General features: G+C 61.1%; 16 protein-coding genes. 11 read left to right on the plus strand and 5 right to left on the minus strand.

Annotated features, from left to right (window positions below):
* The first annotated feature begins 55 nt into the window (after nt 1-55).
* The 7 genes from IE166_RS01185 to IE166_RS01215 all read left to right on the plus strand — a co-directional run bounded on the left by IE166_RS01185 (nt 56) and on the right by IE166_RS01215 (nt 6,752).
* Nucleotides 56-325 (plus strand): type II toxin-antitoxin system Phd/YefM family antitoxin, encoded by a 270-nt coding sequence (locus IE166_RS01185; RefSeq protein ID WP_189501079.1) that lies wholly within the window; start codon nt 56-58, stop codon nt 323-325.
* Entirely contained in the window at nt 322-591 is a 270-nt protein-coding gene (locus tag IE166_RS01190) for a Txe/YoeB family addiction module toxin (RefSeq protein ID WP_189501081.1), read from the plus strand. Before IE166_RS01185 ends, IE166_RS01190 begins: the two co-directional genes overlap by 4 nt.
* Nucleotides 592-661: 70 nt before the next feature.
* Complete coding sequence (gene purD / locus IE166_RS01195) at nt 662-1,942, plus strand: phosphoribosylamine--glycine ligase (RefSeq protein WP_189501082.1); 1,281 nt, start codon at nt 662-664, stop codon at nt 1,940-1,942.
* Between the two features lie 404 nt (nt 1,943-2,346).
* Nucleotides 2,347-4,122, plus strand: a complete 1,776-nt coding sequence (locus IE166_RS01200; protein WP_189501084.1) for an acyl-CoA dehydrogenase — start codon at nt 2,347-2,349, stop codon at nt 4,120-4,122.
* Nucleotides 4,123-4,135: 13 nt separating this feature from the next.
* Nucleotides 4,136-4,888 carry a crotonase/enoyl-CoA hydratase family protein gene (locus tag IE166_RS01205; protein ID WP_189501086.1) on the plus strand — a complete coding sequence of 251 codons (753 nt, stop codon included), beginning with the start codon at nt 4,136-4,138 and terminating at the stop codon, nt 4,886-4,888.
* A complete protein-coding gene (locus IE166_RS01210) occupies nt 4,885-5,679 on the plus strand; it encodes a hypothetical protein (RefSeq protein WP_189501088.1) in 795 nt (264 codons plus the stop codon). Before IE166_RS01205 ends, IE166_RS01210 begins: the two co-directional genes overlap by 4 nt.
* Nucleotides 5,680-5,771: 92 nt before the next feature.
* Entirely contained in the window at nt 5,772-6,752 is a 981-nt protein-coding gene (locus IE166_RS01215; protein WP_189501089.1) for an aldo/keto reductase, read from the plus strand.
* A 456-nt stretch (nt 6,753-7,208) separates the two neighbouring features.
* On the opposite strand, the gene IE166_RS01220 is transcribed toward IE166_RS01215, so the two are convergent.
* From IE166_RS01220 to pdxH, 3 genes are all read right to left on the minus strand, one after another.
* A complete protein-coding gene (locus tag IE166_RS01220; protein WP_189501091.1) occupies nt 7,209-7,688 on the minus strand; it encodes a hypothetical protein in 480 nt (159 codons plus the stop codon).
* A 126-nt stretch (nt 7,689-7,814) separates the two neighbouring features.
* The gene (locus IE166_RS01225; protein ID WP_189501093.1) at nt 7,815-9,173 is read right to left on the minus strand and encodes an esterase-like activity of phytase family protein; all 1,359 of its coding nucleotides are present in this window, start codon (nt 9,171-9,173) and stop codon (nt 7,815-7,817) included.
* Nucleotides 9,174-9,304: 131 nt separating this feature from the next.
* Complete coding sequence (pdxH, locus tag IE166_RS01230) at nt 9,305-9,919, minus strand: pyridoxamine 5'-phosphate oxidase (protein WP_189501095.1); 615 nt, start codon at nt 9,917-9,919, stop codon at nt 9,305-9,307.
* Nucleotides 9,920-10,002: 83 nt separating this feature from the next.
* On the opposite strand from pdxH, the gene IE166_RS01235 reads away from it, so the two are divergent.
* A complete protein-coding gene (locus tag IE166_RS01235) occupies nt 10,003-10,452 on the plus strand; it encodes an RT0821/Lpp0805 family surface protein (protein WP_189501097.1) in 450 nt (149 codons plus the stop codon).
* An 87-nt stretch (nt 10,453-10,539) separates the two neighbouring features.
* On the plus strand, nt 10,540-11,448 hold the full coding sequence (locus tag IE166_RS01240; RefSeq protein WP_189501099.1) for a DnaJ C-terminal domain-containing protein: 909 nt from the start codon (nt 10,540-10,542) through the stop codon (nt 11,446-11,448).
* Between the two features lie 11 nt (nt 11,449-11,459).
* Here the strand turns inward: IE166_RS01240 and IE166_RS01245 are convergent, their stop codons facing one another.
* The gene (locus IE166_RS01245) at nt 11,460-13,130 is read right to left on the minus strand and encodes an AMP-binding protein (protein ID WP_189501101.1); all 1,671 of its coding nucleotides are present in this window, start codon (nt 13,128-13,130) and stop codon (nt 11,460-11,462) included.
* Between the two features lie 202 nt (nt 13,131-13,332).
* Between IE166_RS01245 and fabI the strand changes: the two genes are divergently transcribed.
* Nucleotides 13,333-14,151, plus strand: coding sequence for an enoyl-ACP reductase FabI (gene fabI, locus IE166_RS01250; protein ID WP_189501103.1), 819 nt, complete (start codon nt 13,333-13,335; stop codon nt 14,149-14,151).
* 11 nt (nt 14,152-14,162) lie between these two features.
* Nucleotides 14,163-14,750, plus strand: a complete 588-nt coding sequence (locus IE166_RS01255) for a histidine phosphatase family protein (RefSeq protein WP_189503167.1) — start codon at nt 14,163-14,165, stop codon at nt 14,748-14,750.
* A gap of 15 nt (nt 14,751-14,765) precedes the next feature.
* Here IE166_RS01255 and IE166_RS01260 read toward each other — a convergent pair whose 3' ends face one another.
* A complete protein-coding gene (locus tag IE166_RS01260; protein WP_189501105.1) occupies nt 14,766-15,017 on the minus strand; it encodes a DUF1344 domain-containing protein in 252 nt (83 codons plus the stop codon).
* Nucleotides 15,018-15,041: the final 24 nt, after the last annotated feature.

Genomic DNA, 15,041 nt, shown 5'->3' on the forward strand with positions numbered 1-15,041 from the left:
CGGTTGTTATATTGCACATGTACGTGTATATGTACGTTCAGCTTTGGAGGCCGAGATGGGCTATGCAACCGTTAGCGACTTCCGTGCGAATGTCGCAAAATATCTGGACGAAGTTACAGCCGACCGAACTGAACTGGTGATAACGCGCCAGAACAATGAGGCGGTCGTCGTGCTGCCTCTGGCGGATTGGGAAAGCATGCAAGAAACGCTCTACCTGCTCGGCAATCCGGCCAATGCCGAACATCTTCGTCAGTCCATTGCTGAGGCGAACGCCGGTCATGTTTTTGAACACGATCTGATCGAGCCTGAGACGAAAATGAAGTGAAGGTTCTTTGGACCGAACGCGGCTGGGGCGACTACCTCTTTTGGCAAGCCGACCCAAAGATGCTCGCGCGCCTCAATGAGATCATCAAGGAAATCCGTCGGCACCCTTTCGAAGGCACCGGCAAGCCAGAGCCGCTCAGACGTGAGCTTTCCGGTTGGTGGTCGAGGCGGCTTTCGCACGAACACCGCATTATCTATCGCGTGACGGGCAAAGGCCAAGATCAGATCGTTGAGATCTCCGCTTGCCGTTTCCACTACGAACGCTAGCGTCAATCTTGCCTTTCCGCCCTCCCACCCTTAGGCGAGAACTCAAGACTCCTGCGGACCTTTGTTTCTCATGAACGTTCTCCTGATCGGCTCCGGTGGCCGCGAACATGCGCTGGCTTGGAAGATCGCGTCGTCGCCTAAGTTGACGAAGCTGTACGCCGCGCCCGGCAATCCCGGCATTGCCGAGCATACCGAACTGGTTGAGCTTTCGGTGACGGATCATGCCGTGGTTGCTTCCTTCTGCCGCGACAAGGCCATCGAACTCGTCGTGATCGGGCCGGAAGCGCCGCTGGTGGATGGCTTGTCTGATGCGTTGCGCGAAGCCGGCATCAAGGTGTTCGGGCCAAGCAAGGCGGCAGCGCAGTTGGAGGGCTCGAAGGGGTTCACCAAGGATCTTTGCGCGCGCTTTGACATTCCGACCGCTGCTTATGGTCGCTTCGACAATGCAGCGGATGCGCGCGCTTACATCGAGAGCCAGGGCGCACCGATCGTGGTCAAGGCCGATGGTCTGGCGGCGGGCAAGGGCGTAACGGTGGCCATGACCGCGCAGGACGCGCTGGACGCGGTGGACGCCTGCTTCGACGGCAGCTTCGGCGCAGCGGGTGCAGAGCTGGTGGTCGAGGAGTTTCTGGAAGGCGAGGAAGTCAGCTTTTTCTGCTTGTGCGACGGCAGCGCTGCTCTCGCCTTTGGCGCGGCACAGGATCACAAGCGCGTCGGCGACGGCGATACGGGACCGAACACCGGCGGGATGGGCGCCTATTCTCCGGCGCCTGCTTTCACCCATGAAGTCGAAACGGCCGTGATGCACGACATCATCGCGCCAACGCTGCTGGGGATGAGCGAGATCGGCATGCCGTTCTCGGGCGTGCTGTTTGCCGGCCTGATGCTTACGAAGGATGGTCCCAAGCTCATCGAATACAATGTTCGCTTCGGCGATCCGGAATGCCAGGTGCTGATGATGCGGCTGGATAGCGATCTTCTTGAAGTGCTTTATGCGGCGGCCGAAGGCAGATTGGCGGATCAGGCGCTGTCCTGGAGCCAGGATACGGCGCTGACGGTGGTCATGGCGGCGGAAGGCTATCCGGCCAAGCCCCGCACGGGAACCGTGATCAAGGGCGCCGACACGGCAGCCGGCGAAGGCGCGAAGGTCTTTCATGCCGGTACGGCATTGAAGGATGGCGCGCTCGTGGCCAGTGGCGGACGTGTGCTCAACGTGACTGCCAAGGCGTCGACTGTGCGCGAAGCACAGACCATGGCTTACGAGGCAGTTGACCGCATCGACTGGCCGGAAGGTTTTTGCCGCCGCGATATTGGGTGGCGGGCGATCGAGATCGATCGCGGGTCGGTTTGACGCGTTACAGCAGCGTTGCTATATTTCTGGAGCGGAGACTGAGCTTTCGCCCAGCCTCCTTTTCCTAGAGCATGAATTGAACCCGGATCTTCAGCTGCCAGCCGGTCCGGGTTCTTTTCATATCCAGGGTGACACTCAGTGGTAGAAACCACATCATCGTCACCTCCAGTTTCAAGGGCAAAGCCTGTTTGCCTCAGCCGGGATGGCTCATCCTCCCGGTCGCGCCGGCTGGCTCGGCGCTGCTGCTTCTGCCCTCGAAGTCCGATCATTGAGCAGTAACATCGTGCGGCGGCTTGGCAAGCGGGTCCTTGTGACAAGCAAAGCCGTTGCGCCTTCAAATAACGGCCAAAACGCGTTAGCACTTCGTCGGCCCGGCGCCGCTGCCGGGATTGGACGGAGGAACCATGACCTATCGCGCGCCGGTCGACGACATCGCCTTTACCCTCAAGCAGGTTGCGGGGCTTGCACCTGATCTCGAAAAGGGTCGTTATGGCGATCTTTCGGATGATCTGGTGGATGCGATCCTAAGTGAGGCCGGGCGCTTTGCGGGCGAGGAGATCGCGCCGCTGAACCTTTCCGGTGACCAGGAAGGCGCGCGCTGGAAGGATGGCACGGTGACCATGCCGGCCGGATGGGCGGACCTTTATCATCGCTGGCGCGAAGGCGGCTGGAACGGATTGTCCGGGCCGGAAGAGTTCGGCGGGCAAGGTCTGCCGGTGATGATCAATGTTGCCGCTAACGAGATGTGGAGCGCGGCCTCCATGGCCTTCGGGCTCGGGCCACTGCTTACCATGGGCGCGGTCGAGGCGCTGGACAAGCATGGCTCGGACGCGCTGAAGGCGACCTTTCTGGAAAAGCTGGTGTCGGGCGAATGGACCGGCACGATGAACCTGACCGAACCGCAGGCGGGATCAGATCTGGCGGCGCTACGCACACGCGCCGAGCGCAAAGAAGATGGCACCTACCGCATCTTTGGCCAGAAGATCTTCATCACCTATGGCGAGCACGACATCACCGACAACATCGTGCATCTCGTTCTCGCGCGGCTGCCTGATGCGCCGGCCGGCACACGCGGCATCTCGCTGTTCGTGGTGCCGAAGTTCCTCGTGAAGGATGACGGCTCGCTTGGGACGCGCAACGATGTGTTTTGTGCCTCCATCGAGCACAAGATCGGCATCCACGGCTCGCCGACCTGCACGATGATCTTTGGCGACGGTAAGGGAGACAGCGGTGAGGCTGGCGCGATCGGCTATCTGCTTGGCGAGGAAAATCGCGGCCTCGCCTGCATGTTCACCATGATGAACAATGCGCGCCTCAATGTCGGCATCGAGGGCGTGGGCATCGCGGAAGCGGCTTATCAGAAGGCCAAAGAGTACGCGCAGGAGCGTCGGCAGGGCAAGGCTGCGGGTGGTGCCATTGAGGGAATGAGCGCGATCATCGAGCATCCCGATATCCAGCGCAATCTCTTGACCATGAAGGCGCTGACGTCGGTCGCGCGCACGATCTGCTACGCTTGTGCCAACGCGCTCGATCGCGCGCGCTCGTCTGACGGTGATGAAGCCAGGCACTGGCAGGAACGCGCCAATCTTTTGACGCCGGTCGCGAAGGCCTTCTCCACCGATGTCGGTGTCGAAGTGGCGTCGATCGGCGTGCAGGTGCATGGCGGCATGGGCTTCATCGAGGAGACCGGCGCGGCAATCTTCTATCGCGATGCCCGGATCGCGCCGATCTATGAAGGCACCAATGGCATTCAGGCGATCGACCTCATGACGCGCAAGCTGCCGCAATCCGGCGGGGCTCAGGTGGCAGGCTATATCGCAGAACTGCGCGAGGATGTTGCGGCCTTGCGTGTGTCGAACTCGGCCGATCTCGGCAACGCGGCTGATCGGCTGGACAGCGCGATCAATGATCTCGATGACGCGACGAGCTGGCTTCAATCGGCGCTCGCCGAAGGCCGGATGAACGAGGCGCTGGCGGGTGCAACGCCCTACCTCCGCCTGTTTGGTCTGGCCGCCGGCGGTGCTTATCTGGCCCGTGCGGCGGTGGCGGATACCGGTGCCGCGCGACGGGCGCTCTGCCGCTTCTTTGCAGAAAACCTTGTAGGCGAGAGTGCTGCATTAAAGGCGCGGGTGATCGAGGGTGCGGAAAGCCTTGCCGCTGCCCGTGTCGCGCTTGGCTGAAGAGGGACTCACGATGAGCGAGCACATTCAGATCGAACAGCGCGGCGCGGTCAACGTCATCCGCATCAACCGTCCCGACAAGAAGAACGCGCTGACCTTCGCCATGTATACCGCCATGGCCGCAGCTTTGCGGGCGGGGGATGCCGATGATCCCGTGCGCGTCCATGTCATTCTCGGCGTGCCGGGATCGTTTTCAGCTGGCAACGATCTCGCGGATTTCGTGAAGATCGCGTCCGGGGAAAGCCAGGGCGAGGAGATCTTCGATTTTCTGCGCGCGCTCGCCACCGCCAAGAAGCCGCTGGTTTCGGGCGCAGATGGCATCGCGGTCGGCATCGGCGCGACCCTGCATCTTCACTGCGACCTAACCTACGCCACACCACGCACAGAGTTTCGCACGCCCTTCGTCGACCTCGGTATCGTCCCGGAAGCCGGCTCCAGCCTTCTCGTGCCGGCGCGGCTTGGTCATCAACCCGCGTTCGCGCTGCTTGTCATGGGGGATCCGCTCCCAGCCGAAGCCGCCCGCCAAGGCGGGTTGATTCATGCTGTGGTGGGTGAAGACGAGTTGGAAGCGTCGGTCTTCGCTGCGGCGGACCGGCTGGCGGACAAACCGGCAAATGCGCTGCGGATCGCACGCGAGCTGATCCGAGGATCGCGCACCGACCTGCTGCAGCGCATCGACGAGGAAGCCGAAGCGGTGCGGGCCGGCTTGAAGTCGGACGAAGCGCGCGCCGCATTCGCGGCTTTCCTGAACAAGAAGAAACCGTGAGGATCCTTCCGAAAGGACTGGCTCTCGCAACCGCCGCCATTGCAGGGCTGCTTCTGACGAGCACTGCTCACGCCGCGGAGCCTGACCTGATCATCGAAGTTGGTCCGGACGTGTTCAAGCATGGTGGCGTGATCACTGTTTATCCCATCCCGACCGATCCGAAGGCATGGGAGAAGATCGCTGCAAGCAATCCGGCGACGATCGTTCGGTTGAACGAGCGCTACGGCGTCGTGCAGTTCCGTTTCCTTCGAGGCAGCGACTACGCCTACCGCGTCCAGCCGATCGATGGCGTCGAGAAGCGCGAGTCCTATGTGTCGCAGACCTTGAGCATCATCGGCACCGACGAGCAGGATCGTGGGCCGCAGATGGAGGCCGGCTTCACGAACGAATATTCAAACGGCGGGCGTATCATCCGGTCGGTGCCGATCGAAGAGGTGGCGGGTACGGATGAATCGACACGCAGCAATGCGCGCTGGGGTGTCACGCAGGCGATCACCGATCCGCCGCCTGCCGATGAGCGCGGCGCACGGGCGCTGCTGGGTGTAGTCGATCGCGGGGTATACGAATTTCCGCTGGCCTGTGACGGCGATTTGCGTACGCAGGTTTGCACGATCGCACCCGAGCGACGCGCGGAGATCGAGCCATTGTGGTGGCGTGCTCTTGCGGAAGATCGGCTGGAACGTTTGAACTTCTATGCGCTGCGCCGGTGCTACGACAGCACTTGGACTGGCGGCGGCAGTTGCGACGCAGTGCCGGACTCCGACGAACCGGACTACAAACATCGGCCCTGAGCGTCTTGATCATCAGGCTCCTGAACGAAACGGCCCTGCAAAGGTTGTGGCTTACCCTATCTCGAGCGGCAACAAGTATCGAGGAGACCCGCATGGACTATGTCAAACTCGGACGCACCGGCCTGGACGTGTCACGCATTTGCCTAGGCTGCATGACCTATGGTGAGCCCGGTCGCGGCTCGCATGAGTGGACGCTTCCGGAAGCTGACAGTCGGCCACTGATCAAGAAGGCGCTCGATCTCGGCATCAACTTCTTCGACACGGCCAATGTTTATTCCGACGGCACCAGCGAAGAGATCGTCGGCCGTGCGCTGAAGGAGTTCAGCAATCGCGACGAGGTGGTGATTGCCACCAAGGTGTATAACCGCATGCGCCCCGGCCCGAACGGCGCCGGCCTATCGCGCAAGGCAATCCTGACGGAGATCGATCACAGTCTGAAACGCCTTGGCACTGACTATGTGGACCTCTACCAGATCCATCGCTTCGACCATGCCACACCAATCGAGGAAACGCTGGAAGCGTTGAACGATGTCGTGCGGGCAGGCAAGGCACGCTATATCGGCGCGTCTTCCATGTATGCGTGGCAGTTCGCGCAGGCGCTGGCTCTTTCCGAGCGCAAGGGCTGGGCGCGGTTCGCGACGATGCAAAACTACGTCAACCTGCTGTATCGCGAGGAAGAGCGCGAGATGCTGCCGCTGTGCAAGGCGGAAGGCATTGGCGTCATTCCCTGGAGCCCGATGGCCCGTGGTCGGTTGACGCGCGACTGGGAAGAAAGCAGCTTCCGCTCCGACACCGACAAGTTCGGCCAGACGCTCTATGCAAAGACCGCCGAAGCCGACCGCAAGGTGGTGGAAGCCGTAGCCCATGTTGCTGAAAAGCGTGGTATTTCGCGCGCGCAGGTAGCCTTGGCATGGGTGCTGCAGAAGGAGCCGATCACGGCCCCGATCGTCGGCGCGAGCAAGCCGAACCATCTGGACGATGCAGTGGCGGCTTTGTCGGTGAAGTTGACGCCGGACGAGCTAGCCTCACTCGATGCGCCCTATGTTCCGCACGCTGTTGTCGGCTTCAGCTAAGCCGTCGGCGCTGATATGAAAAAGCGGGCCTGAGGGCCCGCCGACAATCGCGATGCTGTGCCCGAGCTTACTCGCCGGGATGCATCCGATGCTGCTTGCGGCGATCGAACGCAACCCAGCCAAGGGCGCCGACGCCGACGATCAGCGGGAATACGTACCAGAAGAAAATATCGAACGTCATTCCTGCAAGCTCCTTAGAACGTGCCTTGCTGCAACATGTAGGCAGATTGCAGCAAAAAACCAAACTAAAATGCCAATGACGCCGAGAGAGCTTTCGTTGCTCGGAACGAGCGAGAAGGCTTGCCCGAGAACACCGACAGCGAAAAACGCTGTTGATGTTCGATCCAACGCACCAGCAGTTAGTTTCGTACGCTCGTTATGAATGAGGTTCATTGTCTTCATTGAGCCGGATCATCCCAGGCCATCATTCCGCAGCCAACTTGCCGGACAAGCCGCTTACCGGCAATCGTCAGGCGTAACCGTGAACTGCTTCGATCCTGCCTGTGTCTGATAGTCATAGATGACTTTGGTGTAGAACCTGTTCTCGAACGAAGAACGGAACGTGCTGCAGAAGGTCGAGAGGTTGTCGGCCTTGATGACCGACACGTCGAAATCAGCAGGAAGCTCACCCTCGATCGTAAAGAAGTAGGTAAGTTCCTTTTCCGAAATGCTGGCTGACTGCAGGGTCGTCGCATCATCGATCTTCTGCGGCAGCGACGCGTTGATCTTTGCCTCGATCAGCAAGGGCGGCAATAACTGCGGCATCAACGGCACCGTCGAAGCCACCAAGATGATGGGTATGAACTGAGCGAACTTGTATCCCGCTTGTCTGAACGGGTAGGCAACCAGGAAGCCGATGAGGCCGACTAGAGCGCCAACCAGCGCGTAAACGGCGATCGGCGGCCAATCGGCCATGGTTGCAAGAAGTGCCTGCATTGTGTCCCCCTGTATAGGCTGCGCTTAGCATTGTAGCTGAGTCACATCCAGATGAACTTGCAGGCGCCTGCTGTTTGCCAAGCAACGGCGAGCTTGCGCCAGCCGTTGCTTGATTTGGATCGTTGCTTACTTGGCGGAGAGGAAGTCGGCCACTTCGAGCAGGATGAACTCGTTGTGGGCAGCCTTGCCGATCTCACGACCGCCCGAGAAGGGCAGGTTGTTGTCGTCGGCGACCAGGATATGCGTGTCGTCGATCTTGATGACGTCTTCGATCGTCTGGAACGGGAAGGTGAACTTGCCGTCCGGATCGTTCTTGACGATCTCCTTGATCGACTTGCCGTCCGGATCATCGATGTTCATCAGGTCGATGGAACCGATGCGGCGCATCGCGCCATCCTGGTCGATCTGGGCGGTATCCACCAGCACGATGCGCTTGACCTTGGCCGGCATAGGATAGCATGCCGATTTGTCTGTGCTGTCGGCTTTGCATTCCAGGCTAGCATTGCCTTCGCCGGCATCGCGCTCGATCACCAGGGCGCGGGTGTCATCGATGAAGTTGAAGTCACCGATATTAGTGGCGCCTTCGCCGAGCGGGAACTTGTAGCTGTCGCCCGTCCAGTCATTCTTAGCGGGGTCGAAAGTCAACACGGTCAGTGCCTTGCCTTCGGGCTGGCCGCTCTCGCTGTAAAGCGGCTTTTCCAGCATGGCCCAAAGCAGGTTCGTGCCGGGCTGAAGCGCCATGCCTTCATAGCCGCCGGAACGCTGCGCCTGGAAATCCTTGCCCGCAGAAGCCGGAACGGTGACGCCGGGCGTGTCGGGCCCGAGCAACGGCTTGCCGTTGAGCTTGGTTGGATGAACTGCAAGAACCTTACCGTCGAGTGTCGCGTGGATGAGGTAAGGGCCAAACTCGTCGCCGATCCAGACTTCGTTGTTCAGAACCTGGATGCTTTCCGGGTCGAAATCCGCGCCCGTCAGGTAGCGGCTTTCCGTGCCTTCATAGGCGATGCGAAAGGGCACCTTGTGGTCGGGATCGTGCAGGAAGATGGAGTCGAGGCGCTCGACTTTGCCGCCGGCGAAGTCCGGCTTCATCTTGTGGAAGAACAGCAGCGCGTCGGCGCTGTTGGCCTTGGCGCCGAAGCCGTTGTCGGTCAGCGTGTAGATGCTGCCGTCTTCGGCCAGATTCATGGCAAAGCCCGACATGCCCTGCACGGGCTGGCCCAAGAATGGCAGCGACAAACCTGTCGGGTGACTGCCATAAGCAGCGCCCACGTCGCCGGGTGCGGTCATCGGCTTTTCGTTGCGGGTCTTGCCCGTGAACTTGCCGGAGGTCCAGGCGTCACGCGGCGCGTCTGCAGGCGGCGCGATAAGCGTCATGGCCGGGAAATAAGCGTGGCCTGCGAGCTTGGCGGGAAACGTCTGTTCGGCATGGGCCGAAGCGGTAATCGCGCAAAGCGCGACGGATGCGAGAATGGCGCGGAGCGTCATGAAACTTCCCCCTTCAGAAAGTCGGATGATCAACGCGGCGGGGGATAGGTCTTTCAAATGACAGGGATTGAACGTGGCGATGACGGATCGATGACGGCGCGGCCTTCGGACAGCCGCGCCGCCTAATTCGATCAGGGGTAAAGCCGTTCGGTGGTCCAGCTCTCGCCATCGCGCGTGAAGACGATGCGGTCGTGCAGGCGATACGGCATGTCGCGCCAGAACTCGATCACATCAGGCACGATGCGGAAGCCTGACCAGTGCGCGGGGCGGGGGATGTCGCCGTCACCATAGCGCTTGGTGATCTGAGCCACAGCTTTTTCGAGCACGTCGCGGCTTTCCAGCGGGCGCGATTGCTGCGAAGCCCAGGCGCCGATACGGCTGCCACGCGGCCGGGTGTTGTAATAGGCATCGGCTTCCGCGTCCGACACAAGCTCGACATCGCCGCGAATGCGGACCTGCCGTCGCAATGACTTCCAGTGAAAACACATCGCGGCTTTCCGGGCTGACAGGATCTCCTGACCCTTCGCGCTCTCATAATTGGTATAGAAGGTGTAGCCACGCGCATCGAATTCCTTCAAAAGCACGACGCGCACATTCGGCATGCCTGTCGGATCGACCGTGGCAACGGCAACCGCATTGGGATCGTTGATCTCGGTGGTTGTGGCTTCATCGAGCCACGTGCCGAACAGTTCGAAGGGGTTTTGCGTTGCGGCAAAGTCACTGCTTGTTAACGGTGTATCGTTCACTATTCTGTCCTGACTCGAAATCCGTAAACGGAGATTGCCGATTGTCGCGTTTCGCGCAACCCGCCGATAGGGATAGCACCAGTTTGAGCACCAGCCACGCACCACTTCGCCTGAAGCGGTCGGCCAGAGGACGCTCGGCAGGCTTGCTCGGCTGTCTTGCGCTGACCACGATGCTGGCGGGCTGCGGCATGTCTGTGAACAAGGCTGCCGATGTTGGCCTGACCACGTCGAGCGTACCGGCAACGCCTGCACCCGATACCCAGATGGCCTCCGACCAGTCGATCATCCGCAACGCGGTTTCGGCAACCGATCTCCAGTCGGTGGGGCAGGGCGGCGTATCCTGGGCCAATACCGATACCGGCTCTCGCGGCGCGATCTCCAGCATCTCCGAATATGCCGAATCCAATTCAGGTCTGACCTGCCGCAAATTTGTAGTGTCGCGCGAAAGCTATAGTGGCGTCAGCCTGTATGACGGCGACGCCTGCCTGGTGAACGGCGGCGCCTGGCAGTTGCGCGCCTTCAAGAGCATGTAAGTGGTGCTCCGTTCCACAAGCACTCTTTAATTCACGGTTTCGAGATCGCATATTGGCGATAACTTCCGTTAACCCGGTTTAATCACCATGCGCGATCCTTATGAAGTGCTGGGCGTCAGCAAGGACGCCTCGGCCAAAGACATCAAATCGGCGTTCCGCAAGCTCGCCAAGAAGTATCATCCCGATCAGAATCCGAATGATCCCAAGGCGACGGAGCGGTTCAACGCCGCCAATCAGGCTTACGAAATCGTCGGCGACGACGACAAGCGCCGCCAGTATGACCGTGGCGAGATCGACGGCGACGGCAAGCCGCGCTTCCAGGGCTTCGAAGGTGCGGGCGCTGGCGGCGATCCGTTCGGCCAGTTCCGTCAGAGCGGCGGCGGCGCGCATTTCCGCTCCGGCGGCTTTGGCGGCGGTAATGACGATATCTTCAGCGAGATCTTCGGCCAGGCCTTTGGTCGTGGCGGCGCGGCCGGTGCCGGTGCGCGCGGTCCTGCGCCCAAGGGTGCCGATCTCAACGCAACGATGCAGGTTTCCATCGAGGATGTCGTCGCGGCCGCCAAGGTCGAGGCGGTCTTTCCCGGCGGACGGCGCATCGCCGTCAAGCTGCCGGCCTATGTGGAAGACGGCCAGACCATCCGCCTGAAAGGGCAGGGCGATCCGTCACCCTATGGTGGCGAGCCCGGTGATGCGCTGGTCAAGATCGTTTATGCGCACCATCCGCGCTACAGCATCGAAGGCCGTGATCTTCATGTCGACCTGCCTGTCGCCCTCAGCGACGCCGTGCTCGGCGCCAAGGTTGCCGTGGAAACTCCGTTGGGCAAGCTCGCCGTGTCGGTGCCAGCCTGGTCAAGCTCCGACAAGGTCCTGCGCCTCAAGGGCCGCGGCCTGCCGGTGAAAACCGGCGGCCATGCCGACCTCTATGTCCACGTCCGCATCATGCTGGATGCCAGCGATCATGAGCTGGAGCATCTGCTGCGGGTGCGGCAGGCGTAAACCGGTTAGCTTCATCCCGCCGGCTGCCCTGGCTCCTTTTCCCGATTGCGCAGGATGAAGCGCTGGACCTTTCCGCTTGGGGTTTTCGGCAGTTCGGTGACGAACTCGATCTCGCGCGGGTAAGCGTGGGCCGATAGCCGCTTCTTGACGAAAGTGGAGAGTTCGTCGGCAAGGCCGTCTGAGGACAGGCCGGGCTTCAGCACGATGAAGGCTTTGACGATCTCGGTGCGCTCGGGGTCGGGCTTGCCGATGACAACCGCTTCCACCACGGCCGGATGTTCTACCAGCGCGCTTTCAACGTCGAACGGCCCGATACGATAGCCGGATGAGGTGATGACATCGTCGTTGCGGCCAACAAAGCTGATATGGCCACTGTCGGCGCGCTCGGCCGTATCACCAGTGCGATAGAAGCCGCCATCGATCGCCGGCGTGTCCTGGCGGTAATAGCCCTCGAACCACATTAGAGGTGAGCGGCTGAGATCGACGGCGAGGTCGCCGGGCGTGTTCACGGGCAGTTCCGCATTGTCTTCGCCGATCACCGTGACGTGGAAGCCCGGCATCGGCAGACCGGCTGCACCCGGGCGCACTTCGTGGCTGAGGCCGTGATGCGAATTGACCACCATGCCCGTTTCGGTCTGGCCATAATGATCAAAGATCGGCGCGCCGAGATTGGCGGCGAACCAGCGGATGACTTCGGGGTTGAGCGGCTCGCCAGCGCTGGACACGACCCGCAGTTTGCCCTTCAGCGGTGCTGCCGCGTCTTCGCCGGCCGCAATCAGCAGGCGGAAGGCGGTGGGCGCGCCAGCCAGATTGGTGATACCGTGGCTCTGGATCAACTGGTAGGTGCTTTCGGCCGTGAAAGGACCGTCGTAGAAGGTCGTAGCATGGCCGAGCAGCAGCGGGCCGGTCACGGCATAATACAGGCCATAGGCCCAGCCTGGATCGGCGATGTTCCAGAAGATGTCGTCCGGCCGAAGATCGATCGCATAGCGCATGTAAGCGTCGAAGCTGAGCAGCGCGCGGATCGGTACCGGAACGCCCTTCGGCAGGCCGGTGGTGCCGGATGTCGACATCATCATCATCAGATCGTCGCCGCGCCGCATGATCGGCGCGAAGTCGGTGCTCTGTTCGGCGAGCTTGGCGCGCAGATCATCGTCGCCGGCCTGGACGCTCTCGCCTCTGTCGGCCCGAAGGAAAACGCCAATACGCGGCGCATTGGCAATGTCTGCGAGCTTCGGACGATTGGCGGCGTCGGTCACGACCAGCTTGGCTTCGCTCATCTTCAAGCGATGTTCGATCGCCTTTGGTCCGAAAGCCGTGAACAAGGGCTGATAGATCGCACCGGCGCGCCAAGTGCCGAGGATGGTGGTCAAAAGGTCCGGCGTACGCGGCAGCATGCCCGCGACGACATCGCCGGCGCTAAGACCGATGGATTGGAGGTAGTTGGCAAACTGAGCCGCGCGGTCGCGCAGTTCCTCAAAGAAAAGCTGTTCGCGGCGACCGTCCTGACTTTCGTAATCAAGCGCCAGCCGGTTCGCGCCGACATGGCGATCGCAGCATTCGACGCAGGCATTGATGCCGCCTTCCAGGTTGCCCTGGAGCGTCGAGGCCAGATCGTCTGCGCTGAACCCGGCCAGCACATCCTCATAAGCCAACGGTTTGTCTCCTCCAAACCCCGTCATCACGCCTCCTCAAGCATGTTCGTGCAACGAAACGGCTATCAGCCGCCAACCACTTGGCTGGCCATCAAATAGCGTGCAGAACGCCTAAGCAAGAGCCAGCCAAGCCCTCCGTGTGTCAGCGAACGGGATCGTGGCTGCTTGAAGCGGCTGTAGGGCTGTGCAATAGGGCGGCCAACGAATTGAATTGAACAGGAGCGCGGGAATGGCGGTCGGAAATAGCCTGATGGCTGGCAAACGCGGTCTGATTTTTGGCGTAGCGAACAATCGTTCGATCGCCTACGGCATCGCCAAGGCACTCGCGGACCAGGGTGCGGAAATCGCGCTGACCTATCAGGGCGATTCGCTGCGCAAGCGCGTCGAGCCCCTCGCTGCCGAACTCGGCGCGACCGTGGTCGGCCATTGCGACGTGACGGATATGGCCACGATCGACGCCGTGTTCGACGCGGTAAAGGAAAAGTGGGGCAAAATCGACTTTGTCGTGCACGCCGTCGCCTTCTCCGACAAGGACGAGTTGACCGGCCGCTACGTCGATACGACGCGCGACAACTTCCTGCGTACGATGGACATCTCCGCGTATTCCTTCACGGCCATCGCCAAGCGCGCCGAGCCGCTGATGACGGATGGCGGTTCGATCCTGACGCTGACCTATTACGGCGCCGAAAAAGTCATGCCGCATTACAACGTCATGGGCATCGCCAAGGCCGCTCTCGAAGCGAGCGTGCAGTATCTGGCGGTCGATCTCGGCGGCTCGAAGATCCGCGTCAACGCGATCTCGGCCGGCCCGATCAAGACGCTGGCTGCGTCGGGCATCGGCGACTTCCGCTACATCCTGAAGTGGAACGAGTACAACGCACCGCTCAAGCGCACCGTGACGATTGAGGAAGTGGGCGACAGCGCGCTTTACCTCCTGTCGGATCTTTCCCGCGGCGTGACCGGCGAAGTCATGCACGTCGATTCCGGCTACCATGTCGTCGGCATGAAGTCAGTCGATGCCCCGGACATCTCCGTCGTCAAGGAATAAGACCGAACGTGGTGCGACCGCTCTGCTACTTCATCCGTCACGGTGAAACCGACTGGAACGCGGAAGGGCGGCTTCAGGGCCAGGCCGACCGCGACCTGACGGAAAAGGGCAGGGCACAAGCGACCGGCAACGGGGTCAAGCTCAAGAGCCTGATCGGTGATGCAGCAGGGTTCGACTTCGTGTCGAGCCCGATGCAGCGCACGCGTCACACGATGGAGCGATTGCGCGAGGCCATGGGGCTCGATCCACAAGCCTACCGCACCGATCGCCGGTTGATGGAACTCAGCTTCGGCGACTGGCAGGGTTTTACCTTCGCCGAGCTGGAAGAAAAAACACCGGGCCTGCGCGCCCAGCGCAACCAGGACAAGTGGAATTACCTGCCGCCGGGCAAGGGAGCGGAGAGCTACGCGCTTCTAGCGCAAAGATTCAACGGATGGCTCCGCGAGCTCAGCACGCAAACGATCTGCGTCGCCCATGGCGGCATCGTTCGCACACTGTTTCATCTGTTGGGGGAGGCTGATGAGGTGGCCGCCAGCGAGATGGACATTCCGCAGGACCGGATCTTGCGGATGGAAAATGACCGGCTCAGCTGGCTCTAAGCCGGTCCCAGCTGCTTATTGATCCGGCAGCTGCATGTCGGTGATCAGCTTTTCGCCGTCGACCTCGTCATAGGCGATCACGACGTCCATGCCTTCTTCAAGCGCAGTGACATCGAACTCGCCGGGAAGCTTGAACTTTTCACCGTCCGACAGCGTGATCGTCAGGTTGTCGCGATCGATCTTCTTGATCTCGCCTTCCGTATCGGCAGCGTAAGCGCCGACAATCGACAGCAAAAGGATGGAGGCGGCAGCGAAACCGGTCTTCATGGGATTCCTTGAATTGGGACAGGC

This window comes from Tianweitania populi, from assembly GCF_014652875.1.
Lineage (GTDB): Bacteria > Pseudomonadota > Alphaproteobacteria > Rhizobiales > Rhizobiaceae > Tianweitania > Tianweitania populi.